The following is a 17,488-nucleotide window of genomic DNA, read 5'->3' as shown; positions in this document are numbered from 1 at the left end:
GCCTTCCATGCCAGTGACTGGTCTTATGCCGGCACGCCGGCCTCCTGTCCCTTTTTCGGCCCGAACCACGCCACATACAGCGCCGGCAGCACCACCAGCGTGAGCAGCGTGGCCGTCACCAGCCCGCCGATCACCACGATGGCCAGGGGGCGCTGCGTTTCCGAGCCGATCTCGTGCGACAGCGCCATGGGCAGCAGGCCGAGCATGGCGAGCAGGGCGGTCATGAGCACGGTGCGCAGGCGCTGCATGGAGCCCTGGCGCACGGCCTCGACCACGCTGGCGCCGCCGGCCTGCAGTTGCTGGAACACCGAGAGCATCACGACGCCGTTGAGCACGGCCTGGCCCGAAAGCGCGATGAAGCCGATGGCGGCCGACACCGAGAGCGGGATACCGAAAGCCCAGAGCGCCACGAAGCCGCCGATGAGCGCCAGGGGCACGTTCAGCAGGATCAGCGAGGCCATCTTGACCGACTTGAAGGCGTCGAACAGCAGCACGAAGATCAGCAGCAGCGAGATGGGCACGACCACCGAGAGGCGCTTCATGGCGCGTTCCTGGTTCTCGAACTCGCCCGACCAGTTGACCTGGTAGTTGTCGGGGACCTTCACGTTCTTTTCCACGCGGGCCTTCATGTCGGCCACGACGGAGCCCATGTCGCGCCCGGCGATGAAGATGCCGATGGCCGTGGTGCGGCGGCCGGCCTCGCGGGCGATGTTCATGGCGCCCGAGCTTTCGCGGATCTTCGCGACGTCGCCCAGCTGCACGTAGCCGCCGTCGGGCGTGGCGATGGGCGTGCGCGGCAGGTTGGCGATGGTGCGCTCGTCCGAGGGCAGGCGCACGGCCACGGCGAACTTGCGCTCGCCTTCCCACAGGTTGGTGGCTGCCTTGCCGGCCAGGGCGGCCTCGATCACGTCCTGGATGTCGCTCACGTTCAGGCCGTAGCGCGCGGCGCGGTCGCGGTCGATGTCGATCAGCAGCTGCGGCACCTGGCCTTCGCGGTCGATCTCGGCACGGGCCACGCCCTGCACCTGCTTGACCTCGCGGGCGATCTCTTCCGTGATGCGCTTCATCTCCACCAGGTCGTCGCCGGCCAGCTTGATCACGATCTGGCCCTTGATCTGCGAGATCGATTCGAGCACGTTGTCGCGGATGGGCTGCGAGAACGCCGGGTCGATGCCGGGGATGGCAGACAGGGCACGACCCATTTCCTCGGTGATCTTCGCGCGCGTCATGCCGGGGCGCCACTGGTCCTCGGGCTTCATGTCCACGAAGATCTCGGCCATGGAGATGGTCTTGGGATCGGTGCCGTCCTCGGGCTGGCCGGCCTTGGAGACGGTGGTGCGCACCTCGGGCACCGAGAGCAGCGCCTTGCGCGCCATGCGCAGGATGCGCGAGGCCTCGGCGGTGGAGACATTGGGCGAGAGGCTGAAGTTCACCCAGGTCGTGCCTTCGTCGAGTTCCGGCAGGAATTCCGAACCCAGGCGCGCGGCCGCCACCATGGCCACGCCGAACACGGCCAGCGCGATGATGACCACCGTGCGGCGGCGCTCCAGTGCCCAGTCCAGTACCGGCGCGTAGAGGCTCTTGGCGCGCGTGACCACGCGGTTGTCGCCGTGCGGCAGCTTGCGGCGCAGCAGCCAGTAGGCCAGCAGCGGCACCAGGGTGAGCGAGAAGATCAGCGAGCCGATGAGGGCGGTGGTCACCGACAGCGCCATGGGCTGGAAGATGCGGCCCTCGTGGCGCTGCAGCGCGAAGATGGGGATGTGCGCCGCGATGATGATGAGCATCGAGAACAGCGTGGGCCGGCCGACCTCGCCCGCGGCCTCGATGATGGTGTCGCGCCGGTCGCGGTCGTCCATGTCCTCGCCGCGCTCGGCCAGGCGGTGCATGATGTTCTCGATCACGATCACCGCACCGTCCACGATGATGCCGAAGTCCATCGCGCCCAGGCTCAGCAGGTTGGCCGGCACGCCCATGATCTTCAGGCCCATGAAGGTGGAGAGCAGGGCGAGCGGGATGATGACCACCACGGCCAGGCTGGCGCGCAGGTTCGACAGGAAGATGTAGAGCACCAGCGAGACCAGCAGCGCGCCTTCCACCAGGTTGTGGAAGACGGTGGTGAGGGTCTTGTCCATCAGCCAGGTGCGGTCGTAGAACGGCACGATCTGCACGCCCGGCGGCAGGCCGCGCTGGTTCAGCTGGGCGATCTTGTCCTTCACGCCCTTGAGCACCACGCTCGGGTTCTCGCCTTTGCGCATCACCACGATGCCGGTGACGATGTCGTCGTCCTGGTCCTGGCCCACCACGCCGAGCTGCGGCACGGCGCCGATGCGCACCTGGGCGATGTCGCGGATCAGCACGGGCGTGCCGCCGCGGGATGCGACGACGATGCGGCCGATGTCCTCGGCCGAGCGCAGCAGGCCCAGTCCGCGGATGGTGTACTGCTGCGCGCCCTGGGCCACGTAGCTGCCGCCGGCATTGGCGTTGCCGCGGCCCAGCACGTCCAGCAGGTTCTGGAAGCTCACCTTGTACGCGCGCAGCTTGTCCATGTCGGGCTGCACTTCGTATTGCTTGATGGCGCCGCCCATGGCCACCACGTCGGCCACGCCGGGCACCTGGCGCAGTGCGCGCTCCACCGTCCAGTCCTCGATGGTGCGGATCTCGGTGGTGGTCAGGCCGTCACCCTTCAGGCGGTAGCGCATGATCTCGCCCACCGGCGTGGCGTTGGGCGCGATCTCGGCCTGCACGCCCTGCGGCAGATCGACGGTCGAAAGCCGCTCTGCCACCTGCTGGCGCACGATGTTCACGTTGGCCGCGTCGTCGTACGTGACCACGGTGAACGAGAGCCCGAACTGCGTGTGCGAGAACACGCGGATGGAGTTGGGCAGGCCGGCCAGCGCGGTCTCGATGGGCAGCGTGACCTGCTTTTCGACTTCTTCCGGCGCGCGGCCGGGGAAGAGCGCGATCACGGTGACCTGGGTGTCGGTCACGTCCGGGAACGCTTCCACCGACAGGTTCTTGAAGGCGATCACGCCCGCGAGCGCGAACAGCAGCACGCCCAGGACGATGAACAGGGGCTGGTGCAGCGCGTAGTGGATGAGACGCTTCATGGGGTCTCTTTCTTCGCGGTGGCGGCGTCTTCGGCCATGGACTGGAACTGGCGCGCCAGCAGCAGCGCGTTCTGGTTCACCACGGCTTCGCCGGGCTGCAGGCCGGTGGCAACGAGCACCTCGGCCGGGCCTTCATGGGCCAGTTCGACCTTGCGCGGCTCGAACACGCCGGACTCGCGGCGCACGAAGACCATGTGCTGCGTGCCGTCCAGCACGATGGCGCTGGCAGGCACCACCACGCCGCCGGCGCGGCTTTCCTGCACGCGGGCGGTGGCCAGCATCTCGGCCTTCAGGCGGCGGTCGGCGTTGGGCACCACGCCCCGCACCTTGATCGTGCGTGTGCCGGGATCGATCGCATCGGCCGTGGCCGTGACCTTGCCGGTGAAGGTGGCGCCGGGGTAGGCCGGCACCTGCAGCGTGATCGGGTCGCCGGGGCGCAGCGAGGAGAGGTCGGTTTCGCGCGCGTCGATCTGCACCCAGAGGGAGGTCGGGTCGGTCACCACGAAGAGCGCCGGGCCGGACTGGTCGGGCCGCACTTCCTGGCCGGGGTTGAGGTTGCGCTCGACCACCACGCCGCCGATGCCGGTGGAGAGGGCCAGTTGCTGGTTCACGCCGCTGGCGCTGCCGTAGAGGCGCGTGCGGGCCGCCGCGCGGGCCACTTCGGCCTGGGCTCCGGCGGCGTCGGCCTCGGCCTGCTCCAGGTCCTTGCGGGCGATGATGCCGGCCTCGAACAGCTCGCGCTGGCGCTTGAGCGATTGCTGCGCCAGCGACTGCCCGGCCTGGGCCTTGGCGGTGTCGGCCTGGGCCTGGCCGAAGTCGGGCGAGGCCAGCAGCGCGAGTGGCGCGCCGGCCTTGACCGACTGGCCCAGGTCGGCCTGGATGGCCGTCACGCGGCCGGCGAAGGCGGGGTAGATGCGCTGGGTGCGCTCTTCGTTCCAGACCAGGCGGGCGGGCAGGTCCACGGCCACGTCCTTGGCGGCACGGGCCTCCACGGTGCCCAGCAGGGCGAGCTGCGGATGGCCGGACGGAAAGCGCAGCTGGCCGGCCTGCATGACGGGCGGGGCGGGTTCGGGCGGCGTGGCGGCGGTTTCCGCGCCGGACTTGCCGCAGCCGGGCAGCAGCGCGCAGGCGGCGCCGAGCGCGGCCAAGGCCAGCAGGCCACGCGCGGAAGTGCGCCGCGCGGGAAGGGAGAAGAGGGGAGCCATCATGGTCGGGAGGTCCGGAAAGGAATGCGGTGGAAGGCGGGAGGGCAGTGCGGTGGCGCGGCGTTCAGGCCGGGGTCAGGGCGCGCCGGTGAGCAACTGCGGGCGGGTGCGCAGCAGCCAGGCGCCGCGTGCCTTGGCGTAGTCGGCGCGGGCGGCCAGCGCGTCCAGCAGCGTGGCGCGCAGCGTGCGCTGGGCATCCAGCAGGTCGGTGAGGGCGATGGCGCCCTTGCGGTAGGCCAGTTCGGCGCTGTCGGCCACCTGGCGTGCGCGGGGCAGCACGCCCTGGTCGTAGTCGGCTGCACGGCGGGCGGCGCTCTCCTGCGTCTGGCGCAGGCGCTGCAAGTCCAGCAGGGCCAGCCGGCGCGTGTTGTCCAGCGCGTCCTGCGCCTTGGCGTAGTCGGCCTGGGCGCGGCCGATCTCGCCCTGGTACTGGTAGCCCCATTGCAGCGGGATCTGCACGCGCAGTTCGACCTGGCGGGTGGAGGTGCCGGGGAAATGGTCGATGGAGGCGCCCACCGTCCAGTCGGACTTGCGCAGCGCGTTGGCGCCGTCCAGAGCGGCCTGGGCCGCCTGTGCACGGGCCAGGGCGGCGCGCACGTCGGCGCGGGTTTCGGCCCAGGCGGCCAGATCGGTGTCGGTGGCGGGCGGGTCGCCGGCCAGGGCCGGCCAGGGCGTGTCCACGGCCTGCAGGCGGCTGCCGGTGCTGCCCGTGACCTGGGCCAGCGCCAGCGCGGCGTCGTCGCGGGCCTGCTCGGCCGCACGGGTGTCGGCCCGGGCGCGCTCGGCCTCGATGCGGGTGCGCGAGGCGTCCTGCACCGAGAGATCGCCAGCCTTCACGCGGCGGTCCGCCATGCCGGCCACGTCGCCCAGGCTGCGCTCGATGGCCGCGACCTCGGCAAGGCGGTCCTGCGCGGCCAGCAGGTCGTAGTAGGCACCCAGGGCCGCCTGCAGCTGCTGGACCTGCGTGTCTTCCACGTCGGCTTCCGCGGCGTTGGCCGTGCTCTCGGCCGCCTTCTTGCGCAATGCACGCTTGTCGCCGCGCTCCCAGGTCCAGTCGATGCCGACGGACTTGTCGATGCGCTTGCGCGTGAACACGTTGCCCGGCCCGGGACCGTGCTGCAGGTCGATGGAGCTGGCCTTGGTGGTCAGGGAGGGCAGGGGCGCATGGTCGGCGCTGAGCACGTCGGCGCGCGCGCCGGCCAGTTCCTGCCGGGCCTGGTTGACTTCGCTGTTGTCGCGTGCGGCGGCCAGGGCCTGGGACAGCGTCCAGCCAGTGCCGCGCGGGGCGGCTGCCATGGCGGGCGCAGGGACGGGCTGCGAGGGTGCGGGCATGGCCGCCGTGGCCTGGGCATGGGCGGGGTGCGGACCGGCTAGCCAGGCGCTGCCGCAGGCCAGGAGGCCGGCCGCGATCCGCAGCGCGGTGCCGCTGCGCAGGGAAAGGGAGGGGAGGTTGGAACGCATGCCCTGTTTATCGGCGTGCGAGCCTGACCACGGCCTGACCTGCCGTGCCGCCGGGGCCCGGGGCACGACACAATGCGGCTTGTGCGCCACGGTGCGGTCCGACGACCGGCCCCGGCTTTTCCCCTTTCTTTTTTTCTTTCCTTTTCTGGTGCAGGGCCCATGCGGATACTCGTAGTCGAAGACGATGCCGTGCTGCGCGGCGTGATGCAGCGCAGCCTGGCCGACGCCGGCCACCGCGTGGACGTGGCCGCCACGCTGGCCGAAGCCGACCATTTCTGGAAGGTGCAGCCCTTCGATGCGGTGCTGCTGGACCTGAACCTGCCGCAGGACGCCGCCCAGGCCAGCCCGGTGGGCAGCGGCCTGGCGGTGCTGCGTGCCGCCCGCGCACGGGGCGACCGCACCCCGGTGCTGGTGCTCACCGCCCGCGACCGCACCGAGGAGCGCATCGCCGGCCTGGATGCGGGGGCCGACGACTACCTGGGCAAGCCCTTCGACCTGGCCGAGGTGGAGGCCCGGCTGCGCGCCCTGGTGCGCCGCACGCAGGGCACGGACGACCGCACCAGCGCCGGCACGCTGGTGCTGGACCGGCGGGCGCGCCGCTTCACCCTGCATGGCCAGCCCTTCGAACTGCCTGCACGGGAGTTCGAGGTGCTGTGGGAGCTGATGACCCCGCCCGGGCGGGTGGTGAGCAAGCGCAGCCTGTCGGACAAGCTGTCCGGCTTCGACGACATGCTGGGCGACAACGCGCTGGAAGCCTTCATTTCGCGCCTGCGCAAGAAGCTGCAGGGCAGCGGCGCCGGCATCCGCACGCTGCGCGGACTGGGCTACATGCTGGAGGCGGCCGACGCCCCGGCGGCGGAAGGGGATGCATGAGCGGCGACGTGCCTGCCGCACCCCTGCCGCAGAGGCCTGCACCCGCGCCCCCCTCGCTGCGTGCGCGCCTGCTGCGCCATGTGCTGGTGCCGCTGGCGCTCACCTGGTTCGCGGGCACGGCCATTTCGGTGCTGGTGGCCAACGGCTTCACCCAGCGCGCCTTCGACCGGGCGCTGCTGGACGATGCCTATGCCATCGCGGCCAACGTGCGGATCAAGGGCGGGGCGCTGGACCTGGCGCTCAGTTCGCGCGAACTCAAGTCGGTGCTGTTCGACCAGGTGGAGACGGTGTATTTCGCCGTGCTGCTGCCCGACGGGACGATGCTCTCGGGCAATGCCAGCCTGCCCGTGCCGCCGCCGCGCGACGAGACCTATCGCTTTTCCGACATCAGCTACCGCGGGCGGGCGCTGCGGGCCGTGCGGGTGCGGGTGAGCGAGCCGCAGGCCTTCGAGGTCATCACCGCGCAGACGGTGCATGCGCGCAGTGCCATGCTGCGCGGCGTGCTGCTGTATTCGGTGGTGTCGCAGGTGCTGCTGCTGGGCGCGCTGGCGTTCTGGCTGCGGCGCGCCATCCAGGCGGACCTGCAGCCCCTGGCGGCCTTCCAGGAGGAACTGGCGGGCCGCGATGCGCGGGGCCTCGAGCCGGTGCCGGTGCAGGCCTCCACGCGCGATCTGCAGCATCTGGGCGCCGCCGTGAACGGCCTGCTGGCCCGCGTGGCCGAGGGCGTGCGGGCGCAGCGGGAGTTCGCGGGCAACGTGGCGCACGAGCTGCGCACGCCGCTGGCGGGCATCCGGGCGCTCGCCGCCTATGGCCTGGCCCACAAGGACCCGGCCGTGTGGCACGAGCAGCTTGCCGGCGTGGCTGCCAGCGAGGCCCGCGCCAGCCACCTGGTGGACCAGTTGCTGGCGCTGGCACTGGCCGACGAGGTGCGCGGCGCCATGCCGCGGCAGCCCGTGGCGCTGGACGATCTGGCGCGGGATGCCGTGCTGCGCTTCCTGCCGCGCGCCGACGCGGCGGGCGTGGACCTGGGCGCTCGGGGGCTGGACCAGCCCGTGGTGGTGCAGGGGCAGACCGTGCTGGTCGAGGGGGTGCTGGGCAACCTGATCGACAACGCGCTGCGCTACGGTCGCCCGGTGCAGGAAGGTGTCACCCCGCGCATTACCGTGGAAATCGCGCAGGAGCGGGCGGAGAACGGGGCCGGGGAGGTCGTGCTGTCGGTGGTGGACAACGGCCCCGGCATCCCCCAAGGGTTGCGCACCGACCTGATGCAGCGCTGGGCCCAGGGCCGCGAGGGCGAGCGCCTGGGGCAGGGCGCGGGACTGGGCCTGGCCATCGTGGCGCGCTATGCGGAGCTGCTGGGCGCGCGCCTGGTGCTGGGCACGGGCCCGGACGGGCAAGGGTTGCGGGTGGGGCTGGTGTTCGCGCCGCTGGCGCCGGCCTGAGGCCGCTCAGGCCGCCTGGGCCGCTTCTTCGCCGAACACCGGCCGGAAGAAGCTGCGTTCGTAGCTCACGATGCAGCGGGTCTCTTCCGCGTACCGGAAGGCCGCTAGGCATTCGGCGTCCTGCATCGACTGCTGGCGGTAGGTTTCGTAGGCGGCGAGCGAGGGGAAGGTGAACATCGCCAGCGCGATGTTGTTGGCGCCTTCCGAGGGCAGGAAGTAGCCGTGGTGGCGTCCGCCGAACTTCTCCACCAGAGGAATCCAGAGCCGACCGTAGTGTTCGAATTCGGCGAGCTTGTAGGGATCGATGACGTAGCGCAGGGTGCAGGTGATCATGGCCCGATTTCACCGCATTTTCAGGTCTCTTGGGGCATCAGAGTGGCCCGACCCTCGGAGAACGGCGTTCGCGCCTCCAGAGGCCTTCCTGGGCCGCCCCAGGCTCTTCTCCAGGGCTGGGCCTGGGCGCATGCATTCGCCGCCGCAGCGGCGCCCTCTGCGCACCCACGGCCGCCACGCGGTGGCGCGGCGGCTGCGGGGCCCCCGGTCAGCCCTTCGCGGATTCTCCGAGCGTCGGGTAGTCGGTGTAGCCCTTCTCGCCGCCGCCGTAGAAGGTCTTGGAGTCCCACGGGTTGAGCGGCGCATCCTGGCGCAGCCGTTCGACCAGGTCGGGATTGGAGATGAAGGCCTTGCCGAAGGCGACGATGTCGGCCCGGCCGCTGGCCACCGCCTCCATCGCCAGCGCGCGGTCGTAGGCGTTGTTGACCATCCAGGCGCCCTTGCCGCCGGCTTCGCGGTAGGCGGTCTTCAGCGCCGCGTAGTCGAACGGACGGTCTTCCAACTCGCGCGGGCCGCCCGTGGAGCCTTCGATCACGTGCACGTAGGCCAGGCCCAGCGGCGCGAGCTGGCGGATCACGTAGTCGAACAGCGGCTGCGGATCGGCATCGACGATGTCGTTGGCCGGCGTGACGGGCGAGAGGCGGATGCCCACCTTGCCGCCGCCGATCGCATCCACCACGGCGCGCGTGGCTTCGAGCAGCAGGCGGGCGCGGTTCTCGATGCTGCCGCCGTAGTCGTCGGTGCGCTGGTTGGCGCCGGTCTTGAGGAACTGGTCCAGCAGGTAGCCGTTGGCGCCGTGGATCTCCACGCCGTCGAAGCCGGCCGTCTCCACTGCATTGCGCGCGGCGGCGGCGTAGTCGTGCACGATGCCGGGCAGCTCTTCGGCATCCAGCGCGCGGGGCTCGGACGTGGCCGCGAAATGGCCCTGGCCCGTGGCCTTGTCGATCAGGTAGGTCTTGGACTTGGCGGCGATGGCCGAGGGGGCCACGGGGGCGCCGCCGTCGGGCTGCAGGTCGTTGTGGGAGATGCGGCCCACGTGCCAGAGCTGGGTGACGATCTTGCCGCCGCGCTCGTGCACCGCCGCGGTCACCTTCTTCCAGCCGTCCAGCTGGTCGGTGCCGTAGAGGCCCGGCACGTCCGCATAGCCCTGGCCCTGGTGGCTGATGGCCGTGGCCTCGGTGATCAGCAGGCCTGCGGTGGCGCGCTGGGCGTAATAGGTGGCGGTGATGTCCTTCGGGACCGCATTCGGCGAGCGGTTGCGCGTGAGCGGCGCCATGGCGATGCGGTTGGCGAGCTGCAGGTCGCCGGCCTGGACGGGATCGAAAAGCGTATGGGACAAGGGAATACCTCTTTCGAAAAAGTGGGGGTGGGACAAAGGCCCGGGCCGGGCCCTCCACGGCAGGGAGCGACGTTACCGCGTTTGCGCTTTTCCTGCAGTGGGACTGCGCCGCTACGGGATATGCGAGTCGTGCTAGCGAAATCGCAGCAACCTGTTTATCTGTTTTCCGCATGAGCATGCGCGCAAACGGCGCTTCGCCGCTGGAAGGGCGCTCCCTACGATGGCTGGGCCCGGCCACGGTCGGGCTCTTCTTTCCTCCATCACGATCCAGCAAAGGGGTTATCCAGATGCCGTTCCAGCCGGGCCAGACCGCACCATCCACCCGCCGCCGTGCCTTGCAGGGCACGGCCCTGTTGCTGGCGGGCAGCCTGCTGTGCGGTACCGCCGCCATGGCGCAGGCGAAGAAGGAAGTGGTGATCGGCTACCAGGACATGGTGGTGCCCTGGCGCCATGCGCAGGAGACGAAGGAGGTCGAGCGCCGCACGGGCTACCAGGTGACCTACCGCAAGCTGGGCAGCGGGGCCGAGGTGGTGCGCGCGCTCGCCTCGGGCGCCATCCAGATCGGCGAGGCGGGCTCGTCCCCCATCGCGGCGGCGCTGTCGCAGGGCGTGCCGATCGAAGTCTTCTGGGTGCTGGACAACATCAACGATGCGGAGGCGCTGGTCGCGCGCAACGGCTCGGGCGTGAATTCGCTGGCCGACCTGAAGGGCAAGAAGATCGGCCTGCCTTTCGTCTCCACCACGCATTTCCACGCGCTGGTGGCGCTGCAGGATGCGGGCATCGACCCCAGGACCGTGCGCATCGTGAACCTGCGGCCGCCGGAGATCCTGGCCGCCTGGGAGCGTGGCGACATTGATGCCACCTTCGTCTGGGACCCGGTGCTCGCGAAGGTCAAGCAGAGCGGCAAGGTGCTCGTCACTTCCGGGCAGATCGCGGCGAAGACCGGCAAGGCCACGTTCGACGCACTGGCCGTCAACAAGGAGTTCGCGCGTGCCCATGACGCCTTCCTGACCCAGTTCGTGCAGGTGCTGGCCGATACGGACAAGGCCTACACCACGAACAAGGCGGCGTGGACGGCAGATGCGGCGCCCGTGCAGTCGATCGCCAAATGGTCCGGCGCCGAAGCCCCGGCGGTGCCGGCCAGCCTCGCGCTCTATGCCTTCGTGCCGCCGGCCGAACAGGCCGGCCCGCAATGGCTGGGCGGCGGCAAGGCGTCGGGGGTGGCGAAGTCGCTGGCCGCGACGGCCGCCTTCCTGAAAGAGCAGGGAACGGTGCAGTCGGTGTTGCCCGATTATTCGGTGGGCGTGAACCCGGCGTGGGTGCAGCGTGCGCGCTGAGCCGTCCGTGCAATCCGCAGGGGTGGGCAGCCCTGCCGGCCGGGAAGGTGGGGGCGCATTGTCCCTGCGCCATGTGAGCGTACGCTATGCCGGCACGGAACAGCCTGCGCTGCAGGGTGTCGATCTCGATATCACCGCGGGCGAACTGGTAGTGGCGCTGGGGGCCTCCGGATGCGGCAAGACCACGCTGCTGAACTGCATGGCCGGGTTCACCGAGCCCTCCACCGGCAGCATCCTCTTGGATGGCCGGGCGGTGACGGGGCCGGGCGCCGAGCGGGGCGTGGTGTTCCAGAAACATGCCCTCATGCCATGGCTGAACGTGATCGACAACGTGGCCCTGGGCCTGCGGCTTCGGGGTGTTTCACGTGAAACGCGCCAGCGCCTGGCGGGCGAGCGGCTCGCCCAGGTGGGATTGGAAAGCTTCGCGCAGGCGCCCGTCTGGCAACTCTCGGGCGGCATGCAGCAGCGCGTGGGCATTGCCCGCGCTCTGGCCAGTGATCCGCAGGTGCTGTTGATGGACGAGCCTTTCAGCGCGCTGGACGCATTCACGCGCGAATCGCTGCAGGAGCTGGTACTGCGGCTGTGGCAGGGCACGGGCAAGACGATTTTCTTCATCACCCATGACGTGGAAGAAGCGCTGTTCCTCGCCTCGCGCCTGATCGTGATGGCACCGCGCCCGGGGCGCATCGCGCGGCAGCATGGGCTGGATTTCAACCGCCAGTTCCTGGCAGGCCAGCCTGCCCGTGCGGTGAAGTCCGGCCCGGCTTTCATCGGCTGGCGTGAGCGTGTGCTGGACGAGGTGGCGCCATCGCTGGCCTCGCAGGCAGCGGCCCGGCAGCCGGAGCGTGTGGAGCATGTGCATGCCTGACGAAGCGTTGATGCCACCGCTCCGCGCAATGGCGCCGCAGCCCCCCCGGCGGGAGGTTGCGCCCGGACTGGCCCTGGAACCCGCGGAAGCCGGCCCGTCGCCCGCTGTGCGGGCCGTTGCGCCGTACCGCCTGCCGGGAGAGGAGCCGAGCCGGGGCCTGAGCGTGGCCTGTGTGGCCGCGCTCGCGCTGCTGTGGTGGCTGTCCACGCAACTGCAGTGGGTGAAGCCGCTGTTTCTGCCCGCACCCCAGGCCGTGCTGCTGGCACTGCGCGATGCGTGGGAAGGGCACATCCAGGGCGGTGAACCCCTATGGCGACACCTGCAATGGAGCGCGATCCGGGTCTTCGGCGCCTTCGTGCTCGCGGCCCTGACGGCGGTTCCCGTCGGCATCGCCATGGGCGTGAGCCGCGTGGCGCGCGGAGTGTTCGATCCGCCCATCGAGTTCTACCGGCCACTGCCGCCGCTGGCCTACCTGCCGCTCATCGTGATCTGGTTCGGCATCGACGAGGCGGCGAAGATCCTGCTGATCTACCTGGCCTGCTTCGCGCCCATCGCGCTGGCAGCGCGTGCCGGGGTGCGCAGCGCGAGCGTGGAGCAGATCCATGCCGCGCTGTCGCTGGGCGCAAGCCGCTGGCAACTGGTGCGGCACGTGATCGTGCCGGCGGCACTGCCGGAAATCCTGGTGGGGTTGCGCATCGCCATCGGTTTCGGCTGGACCACGCTGGTGGCGGCGGAAATGGTGGCAGCGACGGTGGGCATCGGGCAGATGGTGCTCAATGCCTCTAACTTCCTGCGCACCGACCTCGTGGTGGCAGGCATCCTGGTGATCGGTCTGGTGGCCTGGACGTTCGATCTGGGCATGCGCTGGGTAGAGGCCCGCGCGGTGCCCTGGAAGGGACGGGCCTGAACGGGGCCCATCCCATCCCGTTTCTGAAAGCCTGGAGAAGGCTTACTTCTGCAGGCCCTCGGCCTTGAGTGCGGCCTGCACGGCGGGACGGGCGCCCACGCGCGCCAGATAGGCCTGCAGGTGCTGGAAACCGGACAGGTCCACGCCCACGTGCTTGCCCCAGCTGCTGACGGTGAACAGGTAGCCGTCCGCCACGGAGAAATGCTCGCCCATCAGCCATTCCTTGCCGGCGAGTTGCTCGTCCAGCCACTGGAAGCGCGACAGCAGCTTTTCGCGCACGATCGGCTTGTAGGCATCGGGCGTGCTGGGCTGGAACAGCGGGCTGTGGCCCTTGTGCAGTTCCGTGCCGATGAAGTTCAGCCATTCCTGCAGGCGGTAGCGCGCCAGCGTGCCGTTGGCGGGCGCCAGGTTCTTGTGGGGTGCCTGGTCGGCGATGTATTGCACGATGGCGGGGCCTTCGCGCAGGCGGGTGCCGTCGTCGAGCTCCAGCACCGGCACATAGCCAAGGGGGTTGATGGTGTAGAAGTCGGTCCCGTCCTGGAGCTTGTGGCTCTTGGTGCTGGCGAGCACGGGGGTAAAGGCCAGGCCGGCTTCGTGCAGGGCGATGTGCGGGGACAGCGAGCAGGCACCAGGACTGTAGTAGAGCTTCATGGTCAGGTTCTGAAGGCAGTGGAACAAGCCTGCCATGCTATAGCGAAGCGGGAATCCGTGCTGTCGGCCTGCGAGCCGTCACACAGGTGGATCACCCTTGCATCATGCAGGCTGCGTGGCGGCTTCCAGCCGGCCGAGCCAAGCCAGGGCATGCTCCCTGCCGGGGCCGCACATGTCGTCGGACGGCCGCAGGGACGCGCAGACCGCTGGCCGCTCGGCGCTGCCGAAGATCCGGCAGCGCAGCTGGCTGTCGAGCTGGACGCAGGGCACCCCGGCAGGCTTGCCGGAAGGCATGCCGGGGATGGGGCTCGTGATGGAGGGCGCGATGCAGCAGGCACCGCATCCCGGCCGGCATGCCAGGGCCATGTCTTCAGGCGCCCAGGCGGCCGGCGGCCCAGAGCACCTGATCCACGACGGTGCGCACGCGGCCGTGGTGCGCGGCATCCACGAAGCCGTCCTGCGCATCGAAGGCATTGCCCGCATGGCCGAGGGCGAAAGCCTGGGGCGCCAGCCAGCACTCCAGGTTGATGAGCAGCGGGGCCAGATGGCTTTGCGACCGCAGGCCGCCGAGGCCGCCGGGCGATGCGCTCAGCATGCCCACCACCTTGCCGCGGAAGGGCAGGGTGCCGTCGCTCCACACCGGGTGGCCCGCCACGGGGCTGGATGCCCAGTCGATGGTGTTCTTCAGCAGCGCGGTGTAGCTGCCGTTGTACTCGGGCGAGCACACGATCCACCCCGCGTGGGCATGCAGAGTCTCCTTGAGCCGCACCACGTCGGCGGGCGTGCCCTGCGCCTCGAGGTCCGCGTTGTAGAGCGGGACGTCGAAGTCCGACAGCTCCAGCAGGGTGGTGTCCGCGCCTGCGTTGCGGGCGATGTCGGCGGCGGCGCGTGCCAACCGGCGATTGAGGGATTGCTGGCGGGTGCTGCCCGCGAAGACGAGGATTTTTGCCATACACGCATTGCAACACAGGGCCGGGACAGGAATCCTGCAAGCGGTGTTCCACGTGAAACATCGGGGCCGGACACCCCCGTCTGCACCCGGGGCGTTCCGCCCGAGGGTGGCGCACGCATGGCCGAAGTGGGAAAATCCCCGCCTTTCCCCCATTCACCCATCCGCTGACCCGGATTCGGTGGTGCCGGCCTGCTGCCGGTGCCAGCAGGGTCAAGGTGTGCGCCGGCGGCCCGGTGTGCGCCCCTTATCGGTAACGGGCCGCCCCCTCGTTCGAGGTCCCCGGAGCAGTTTGCATGTTGTACCCCCAGGAATTTGATGTCATCGTCGTCGGCGGAGGCCATGCCGGTACCGAAGCCGCATTGGCCGCTGCCCGCATGGGCAGCAGGACGCTGCTGCTTACCCACAATATCGAGACGCTGGGCCAGATGAGCTGCAACCCCAGCATCGGGGGCATCGGCAAGGGCCACCTCGTGAAGGAGGTGGACGCGCTGGGCGGTGCCATGGCGCTGGCGACCGACGAGGGCGGCATCCAGTTTCGCATCCTCAACAGTTCCAAGGGCCCGGCAGTGCGGGCTACGCGCGCCCAGGCGGACCGCATCCTGTACAAGGCCGCCATCCGCCGCATGCTGGAGAACCAGCCCAACCTGTGGCTCTTCCAGCAGGCCGTGGACGACCTGATGGTGGAGGGTGACCGGGTGGTGGGCGCCGTCACGCAGGTGGGCATCCGGTTCCGGTCGCGCACCGTGGTGCTGACCGCGGGCACCTTCCTGGACGGCAAGATCCATGTGGGCCTGAACAACTATTCCGCCGGCCGTGCGGGCGACCCGCCGGCCGTGAGCCTGTCGGCCCGGCTGAAGGAGCTGCAGCTGCCGCAAGGGCGCCTCAAGACCGGCACGCCGCCGCGCATCGACGGCCGCAGCATCGACTTCAGCCAGCTGGAGGAGCAGCCCGGCGACGGCATGCCCGGCGGCGTGAACGAAGGCACGGTGCCCGTGTTCAGCTTCATGGGCAACGCTGCCATGCACCCGCGCCAGGTGCCGTGCTGGATCACGCACACCAACGAGCGCACGCACGAGATCATCCGCTCCGGCTTCGACCGCAGCCCCATGTTCACCGGCAAGATCGAGGGCGTGGGTCCGCGCTACTGCCCCAGCGTGGAAGACAAGATCAACCGCTTCGCCGACAAGGACAGCCACCAGATCTTCCTGGAACCCGAAGGGCTGACCACCCACGAGTTCTACCCCAACGGCATCAGCACCAGCCTGCCGTTCGACGTGCAGTACGACTTGGTGCGCTCCATGCGCGGGCTGGAGAACGCCCACATCCTGCGCCCGGGCTACGCCATCGAATACGACTACTTCGACCCGCGCTCGCTCAAGAGCAGCTTCGAGACACGCCAGATCCAGGGGCTGTTCTTCGCCGGGCAGATCAACGGCACGACGGGCTATGAAGAAGCCGCCGCACAGGGCCTGTTCGCGGGCATCAACGCCGCCCTGCAGTGCCGGGGCGAATCCGCCTGGCTGCCGCGCCGCGACGAAGCCTACCTGGGCGTGCTGGTGGACGACCTCATCACCAAGGGCGTGACCGAGCCCTATCGCATGTTCACCAGCCGGGCCGAGTTCCGGCTGCAACTGCGGGAGGACAACGCGGACATGCGGCTGACCGAAGCAGGGCGCCGCATGGGCCTGGTGGACGATGCCCGCTGGGATGCCTTCAGCCGCAAGCGCGACGCGGTGGCGCGGGAGACCGAGCGCCTGAAGTCCACCTGGGTGAATCCCCGCAACCTGCCGGCCGAGGAATCGGCCCGGGTGCTGGGCAAATCCATCGAGCACGAATACAACCTGTTCGACTTGCTGCGCCGACCGGATGTCACCTATGAAGCCCTGACGGGCATGGATGGCGGCAAGCACGCCAGTGCCGCTGTTTCACGTGAAACACTGGGTGAACTGAGTGCGCCGGTGATCGAGCAGGTAGAGATCGCAGCCAAGTACGCGGGCTACATCGACCGCCAGAAGGACGAGGTGCAGCGAGCCTCCCACTACGAAACCCTGCAGCTGCCCCAGGAGCTGGACTACATGCAGGTGGCAGCGCTGTCGATCGAGGTGCGCCAGAAGCTGCAGAAGCACCGGCCCGAGACGCTGGGGCAGGCCTCGCGGATTTCCGGCGTGACGCCGGCCGCGGTGTCTCTGTTGCTGGTGCACCTGAAGAAGGGCGGCTTCCGGGGCTTCACGGCGCAGCAGGCGGACGAGGTGGCGGCGTGACGGTGGCCGACAGCGTGCTCTCGGCGCCTTTGCGCGCGGGGGCAGAGGCCCTTGGCCTGGATCTGTCGGAGACGCAGCTCGAGCAACTGCTGGAGTTCCTGGCCCTGCTGCAGAAATGGAACCGGGTCTATAACCTCACGGCGGTGCGCGATCCGCAGGAGATGCTTACGCACCACCTGCTCGACAGCCTTGCGGCGGTGGCGCCGTTGCAGCGCCATCTCCAGGCGGTGCAGGGCCTGCCGGGCAGTGCAGGCGAGGGCGCCAGGCTGCGCCTGCTGGATGTCGGCTCGGGTGGCGGCCTTCCGGGCGTGGTGGTCGCCATCTGCTGCCCATCGCTGGATGTGAGTTGCGTGGATACCGTCGCGAAGAAAGCCGCCTTCATCCAGCAGGCTGCCGTGTCGCTGAGGCTGCGCAACCTGCGGGGCATCCATGCGCGTGTGGAAACCCTGGCGGGCCCGTTCGAGGTGGTGAGCTGCCGGGCGTTCGCCTCGCTGCCGGATTTCGTGGCGTGGTCGCAGGCAGCCATCGCCCCGGACGGCGTCTGGCTGGCGATGAAGGGCCGCGACCCGTCCGATGAAATCGCCCTTCTGCCTCCGGTCGCGGAAGTGTTCCACGTGGAACAACTGGTGGTTCCGGGCCTGGATGCGGAGCGTTGCATCGTCTGGATGCGGCCACGCAAAAGCGCGGAAGCCGGCGCGGATGGCGTGGGCGGTGCAGCCCTGCCTTAAACTCCCGCTTCCAATTTTCGGGGG

General features: G+C 69.8%; 15 protein-coding genes. 7 read left to right on the top strand and 8 right to left on the bottom strand.

Features of this window, described 5'->3' with window-relative positions; translation table 11 throughout:
- Positions 1–23 precede the first annotated feature (23 nt).
- The 3 genes from T336_RS0112225 to T336_RS0112215 all read right to left on the bottom strand — a co-directional run bounded on the left by T336_RS0112225 (position 24) and on the right by T336_RS0112215 (position 5,773).
- Positions 24–3,107, bottom strand: coding sequence for an efflux RND transporter permease subunit (locus T336_RS0112225; protein ID WP_026432756.1), 3,084 nt, complete (start codon positions 3,105–3,107; stop codon positions 24–26).
- The gene (locus tag T336_RS0112220) at positions 3,104–4,315 is read right to left on the bottom strand and encodes an efflux RND transporter periplasmic adaptor subunit (protein ID WP_026432755.1); all 1,212 of its coding nucleotides are present in this window, start codon (positions 4,313–4,315) and stop codon (positions 3,104–3,106) included. Before T336_RS0112220 ends, T336_RS0112225 begins: the two co-directional genes overlap by 4 nt.
- Before the next feature lie 72 nt (positions 4,316–4,387).
- A complete protein-coding gene (locus T336_RS0112215) occupies positions 4,388–5,773 on the bottom strand; it encodes a TolC family protein (RefSeq protein WP_026432754.1) in 1,386 nt (461 codons plus the stop codon).
- Positions 5,774–5,932: 159 nt separating this feature from the next.
- Here T336_RS0112215 and T336_RS0112210 point away from each other — a divergent pair, with 159 nt between their 5' ends.
- Entirely contained in the window at positions 5,933–6,646 is a 714-nt protein-coding gene (locus T336_RS0112210; RefSeq protein WP_026432753.1) for a response regulator transcription factor, read from the top strand.
- Entirely contained in the window at positions 6,643–8,088 is a 1,446-nt protein-coding gene (locus T336_RS0112205; protein ID WP_026432752.1) for a sensor histidine kinase, read from the top strand. The genes T336_RS0112210 and T336_RS0112205 overlap by 4 nt, the downstream gene beginning before the upstream one ends.
- 6 nt (positions 8,089–8,094) lie before the next feature.
- Here T336_RS0112205 and T336_RS0112200 read toward each other — a convergent pair whose 3' ends face one another.
- Together T336_RS0112200 and T336_RS0112195 are read right to left on the bottom strand one after the other, a co-directional pair.
- Positions 8,095–8,421 carry an NIPSNAP family protein gene (locus T336_RS0112200; protein WP_019703562.1) on the bottom strand — a complete coding sequence of 109 codons (327 nt, stop codon included), beginning with the start codon at positions 8,419–8,421 and terminating at the stop codon, positions 8,095–8,097.
- Positions 8,422–8,629: 208 nt separating this feature from the next.
- Positions 8,630–9,760 (bottom strand): alkene reductase, encoded by a 1,131-nt coding sequence (locus T336_RS0112195; RefSeq protein WP_026432751.1) that lies wholly within the window; start codon positions 9,758–9,760, stop codon positions 8,630–8,632.
- Positions 9,761–10,047: 287 nt separating this feature from the next.
- Between T336_RS0112195 and tauA the strand changes: the two genes are divergently transcribed.
- The 3 genes from tauA to T336_RS0112180 are packed head-to-tail and all read left to right on the top strand — an operon-like array spanning position 10,048 to position 12,872.
- Entirely contained in the window at positions 10,048–11,097 is a 1,050-nt protein-coding gene (tauA, locus tag T336_RS0112190; protein WP_051647150.1) for a taurine ABC transporter substrate-binding protein, read from the top strand.
- Between the two features lie 58 nt (positions 11,098–11,155).
- A complete protein-coding gene (locus T336_RS0112185; protein WP_051647142.1) occupies positions 11,156–11,965 on the top strand; it encodes a taurine ABC transporter ATP-binding protein in 810 nt (269 codons plus the stop codon).
- 28 nt (positions 11,966–11,993) lie between these two features.
- Positions 11,994–12,872 carry an ABC transporter permease subunit gene (locus T336_RS0112180; RefSeq protein WP_084151415.1) on the top strand — a complete coding sequence of 293 codons (879 nt, stop codon included), beginning with the start codon at positions 11,994–11,996 and terminating at the stop codon, positions 12,870–12,872.
- A 42-nt stretch (positions 12,873–12,914) separates the two neighbouring features.
- Here T336_RS0112180 and gstA read toward each other — a convergent pair whose 3' ends face one another.
- The 3 genes from gstA to T336_RS0112165 all read right to left on the bottom strand — a co-directional run bounded on the left by gstA (position 12,915) and on the right by T336_RS0112165 (position 14,475).
- Positions 12,915–13,523, bottom strand: coding sequence for a glutathione transferase GstA (gstA, locus tag T336_RS0112175; protein WP_026432747.1), 609 nt, complete (start codon positions 13,521–13,523; stop codon positions 12,915–12,917).
- A 102-nt stretch (positions 13,524–13,625) separates the two neighbouring features.
- Complete coding sequence (locus tag T336_RS25105) at positions 13,626–13,889, bottom strand: YkgJ family cysteine cluster protein (protein ID WP_026432746.1); 264 nt, start codon at positions 13,887–13,889, stop codon at positions 13,626–13,628.
- A gap of 4 nt (positions 13,890–13,893) precedes the next feature.
- Positions 13,894–14,475, bottom strand: a complete 582-nt coding sequence (locus T336_RS0112165; protein ID WP_026432745.1) for an NADPH-dependent FMN reductase — start codon at positions 14,473–14,475, stop codon at positions 13,894–13,896.
- Between the two features lie 293 nt (positions 14,476–14,768).
- Between T336_RS0112165 and mnmG the strand changes: the two genes are divergently transcribed.
- Both mnmG and rsmG read left to right on the top strand, forming a co-directional pair.
- Positions 14,769–16,736 carry a tRNA uridine-5-carboxymethylaminomethyl(34) synthesis enzyme MnmG gene (gene mnmG / locus T336_RS0112160; protein WP_026432744.1) on the top strand — a complete coding sequence of 656 codons (1,968 nt, stop codon included), beginning with the start codon at positions 14,769–14,771 and terminating at the stop codon, positions 16,734–16,736.
- Positions 16,733–17,464: a 16S rRNA (guanine(527)-N(7))-methyltransferase RsmG gene (gene rsmG, locus T336_RS0112155; protein ID WP_026432743.1), complete on the top strand. Its 732-nt coding sequence runs from the start codon at positions 16,733–16,735 to the stop codon at positions 17,462–17,464. The genes mnmG and rsmG overlap by 4 nt, the downstream gene beginning before the upstream one ends.
- Positions 17,465–17,488 lie beyond the last annotated feature (24 nt).

The sequence above is a fragment of the Paracidovorax oryzae ATCC 19882 genome (assembly GCF_000687165.1).
Classification (GTDB): Bacteria; Pseudomonadota; Gammaproteobacteria; order Burkholderiales; family Burkholderiaceae_C; genus Paracidovorax; species Paracidovorax oryzae.
The sequence above is the reverse complement of the archived record's forward strand: the minus strand, read 5'-3'. Positions and strand labels throughout refer to the sequence as shown.

Coding starts and splice junctions, on each gene's coding strand:
- T336_RS0112225 (WP_026432756.1), bottom strand. CDS start 3,107: ATGAAGCGTCTCATCCACTACGCGCTGCACCAGCCCCTGTTCATCGTC.
- T336_RS0112220 (WP_026432755.1), bottom strand. CDS start 4,315: ATGATGGCTCCCCTCTTCTCCCTTCCCGCGCGGCGCACTTCCGCGCGT.
- T336_RS0112215 (WP_026432754.1), bottom strand. CDS start 5,773: ATGCGTTCCAACCTCCCCTCCCTTTCCCTGCGCAGCGGCACCGCGCTG.
- T336_RS0112210 (WP_026432753.1), top strand. CDS start 5,933: ATGCGGATACTCGTAGTCGAAGACGATGCCGTGCTGCGCGGCGTGATG.
- T336_RS0112205 (WP_026432752.1), top strand. CDS start 6,643: ATGAGCGGCGACGTGCCTGCCGCACCCCTGCCGCAGAGGCCTGCACCC.
- T336_RS0112200 (WP_019703562.1), bottom strand. CDS start 8,421: ATGATCACCTGCACCCTGCGCTACGTCATCGATCCCTACAAGCTCGCC.
- tauA (WP_051647150.1), top strand. CDS start 10,048: ATGCCGTTCCAGCCGGGCCAGACCGCACCATCCACCCGCCGCCGTGCC.
- T336_RS0112180 (WP_084151415.1), top strand. CDS start 11,994: ATGGCGCCGCAGCCCCCCCGGCGGGAGGTTGCGCCCGGACTGGCCCTG.
- gstA (WP_026432747.1), bottom strand. CDS start 13,523: ATGAAGCTCTACTACAGTCCTGGTGCCTGCTCGCTGTCCCCGCACATC.
- T336_RS25105 (WP_026432746.1), bottom strand. CDS start 13,889: ATGGCCCTGGCATGCCGGCCGGGATGCGGTGCCTGCTGCATCGCGCCC.
- T336_RS0112165 (WP_026432745.1), bottom strand. CDS start 14,475: ATGGCAAAAATCCTCGTCTTCGCGGGCAGCACCCGCCAGCAATCCCTC.
- mnmG (WP_026432744.1), top strand. CDS start 14,769: ATGTTGTACCCCCAGGAATTTGATGTCATCGTCGTCGGCGGAGGCCAT.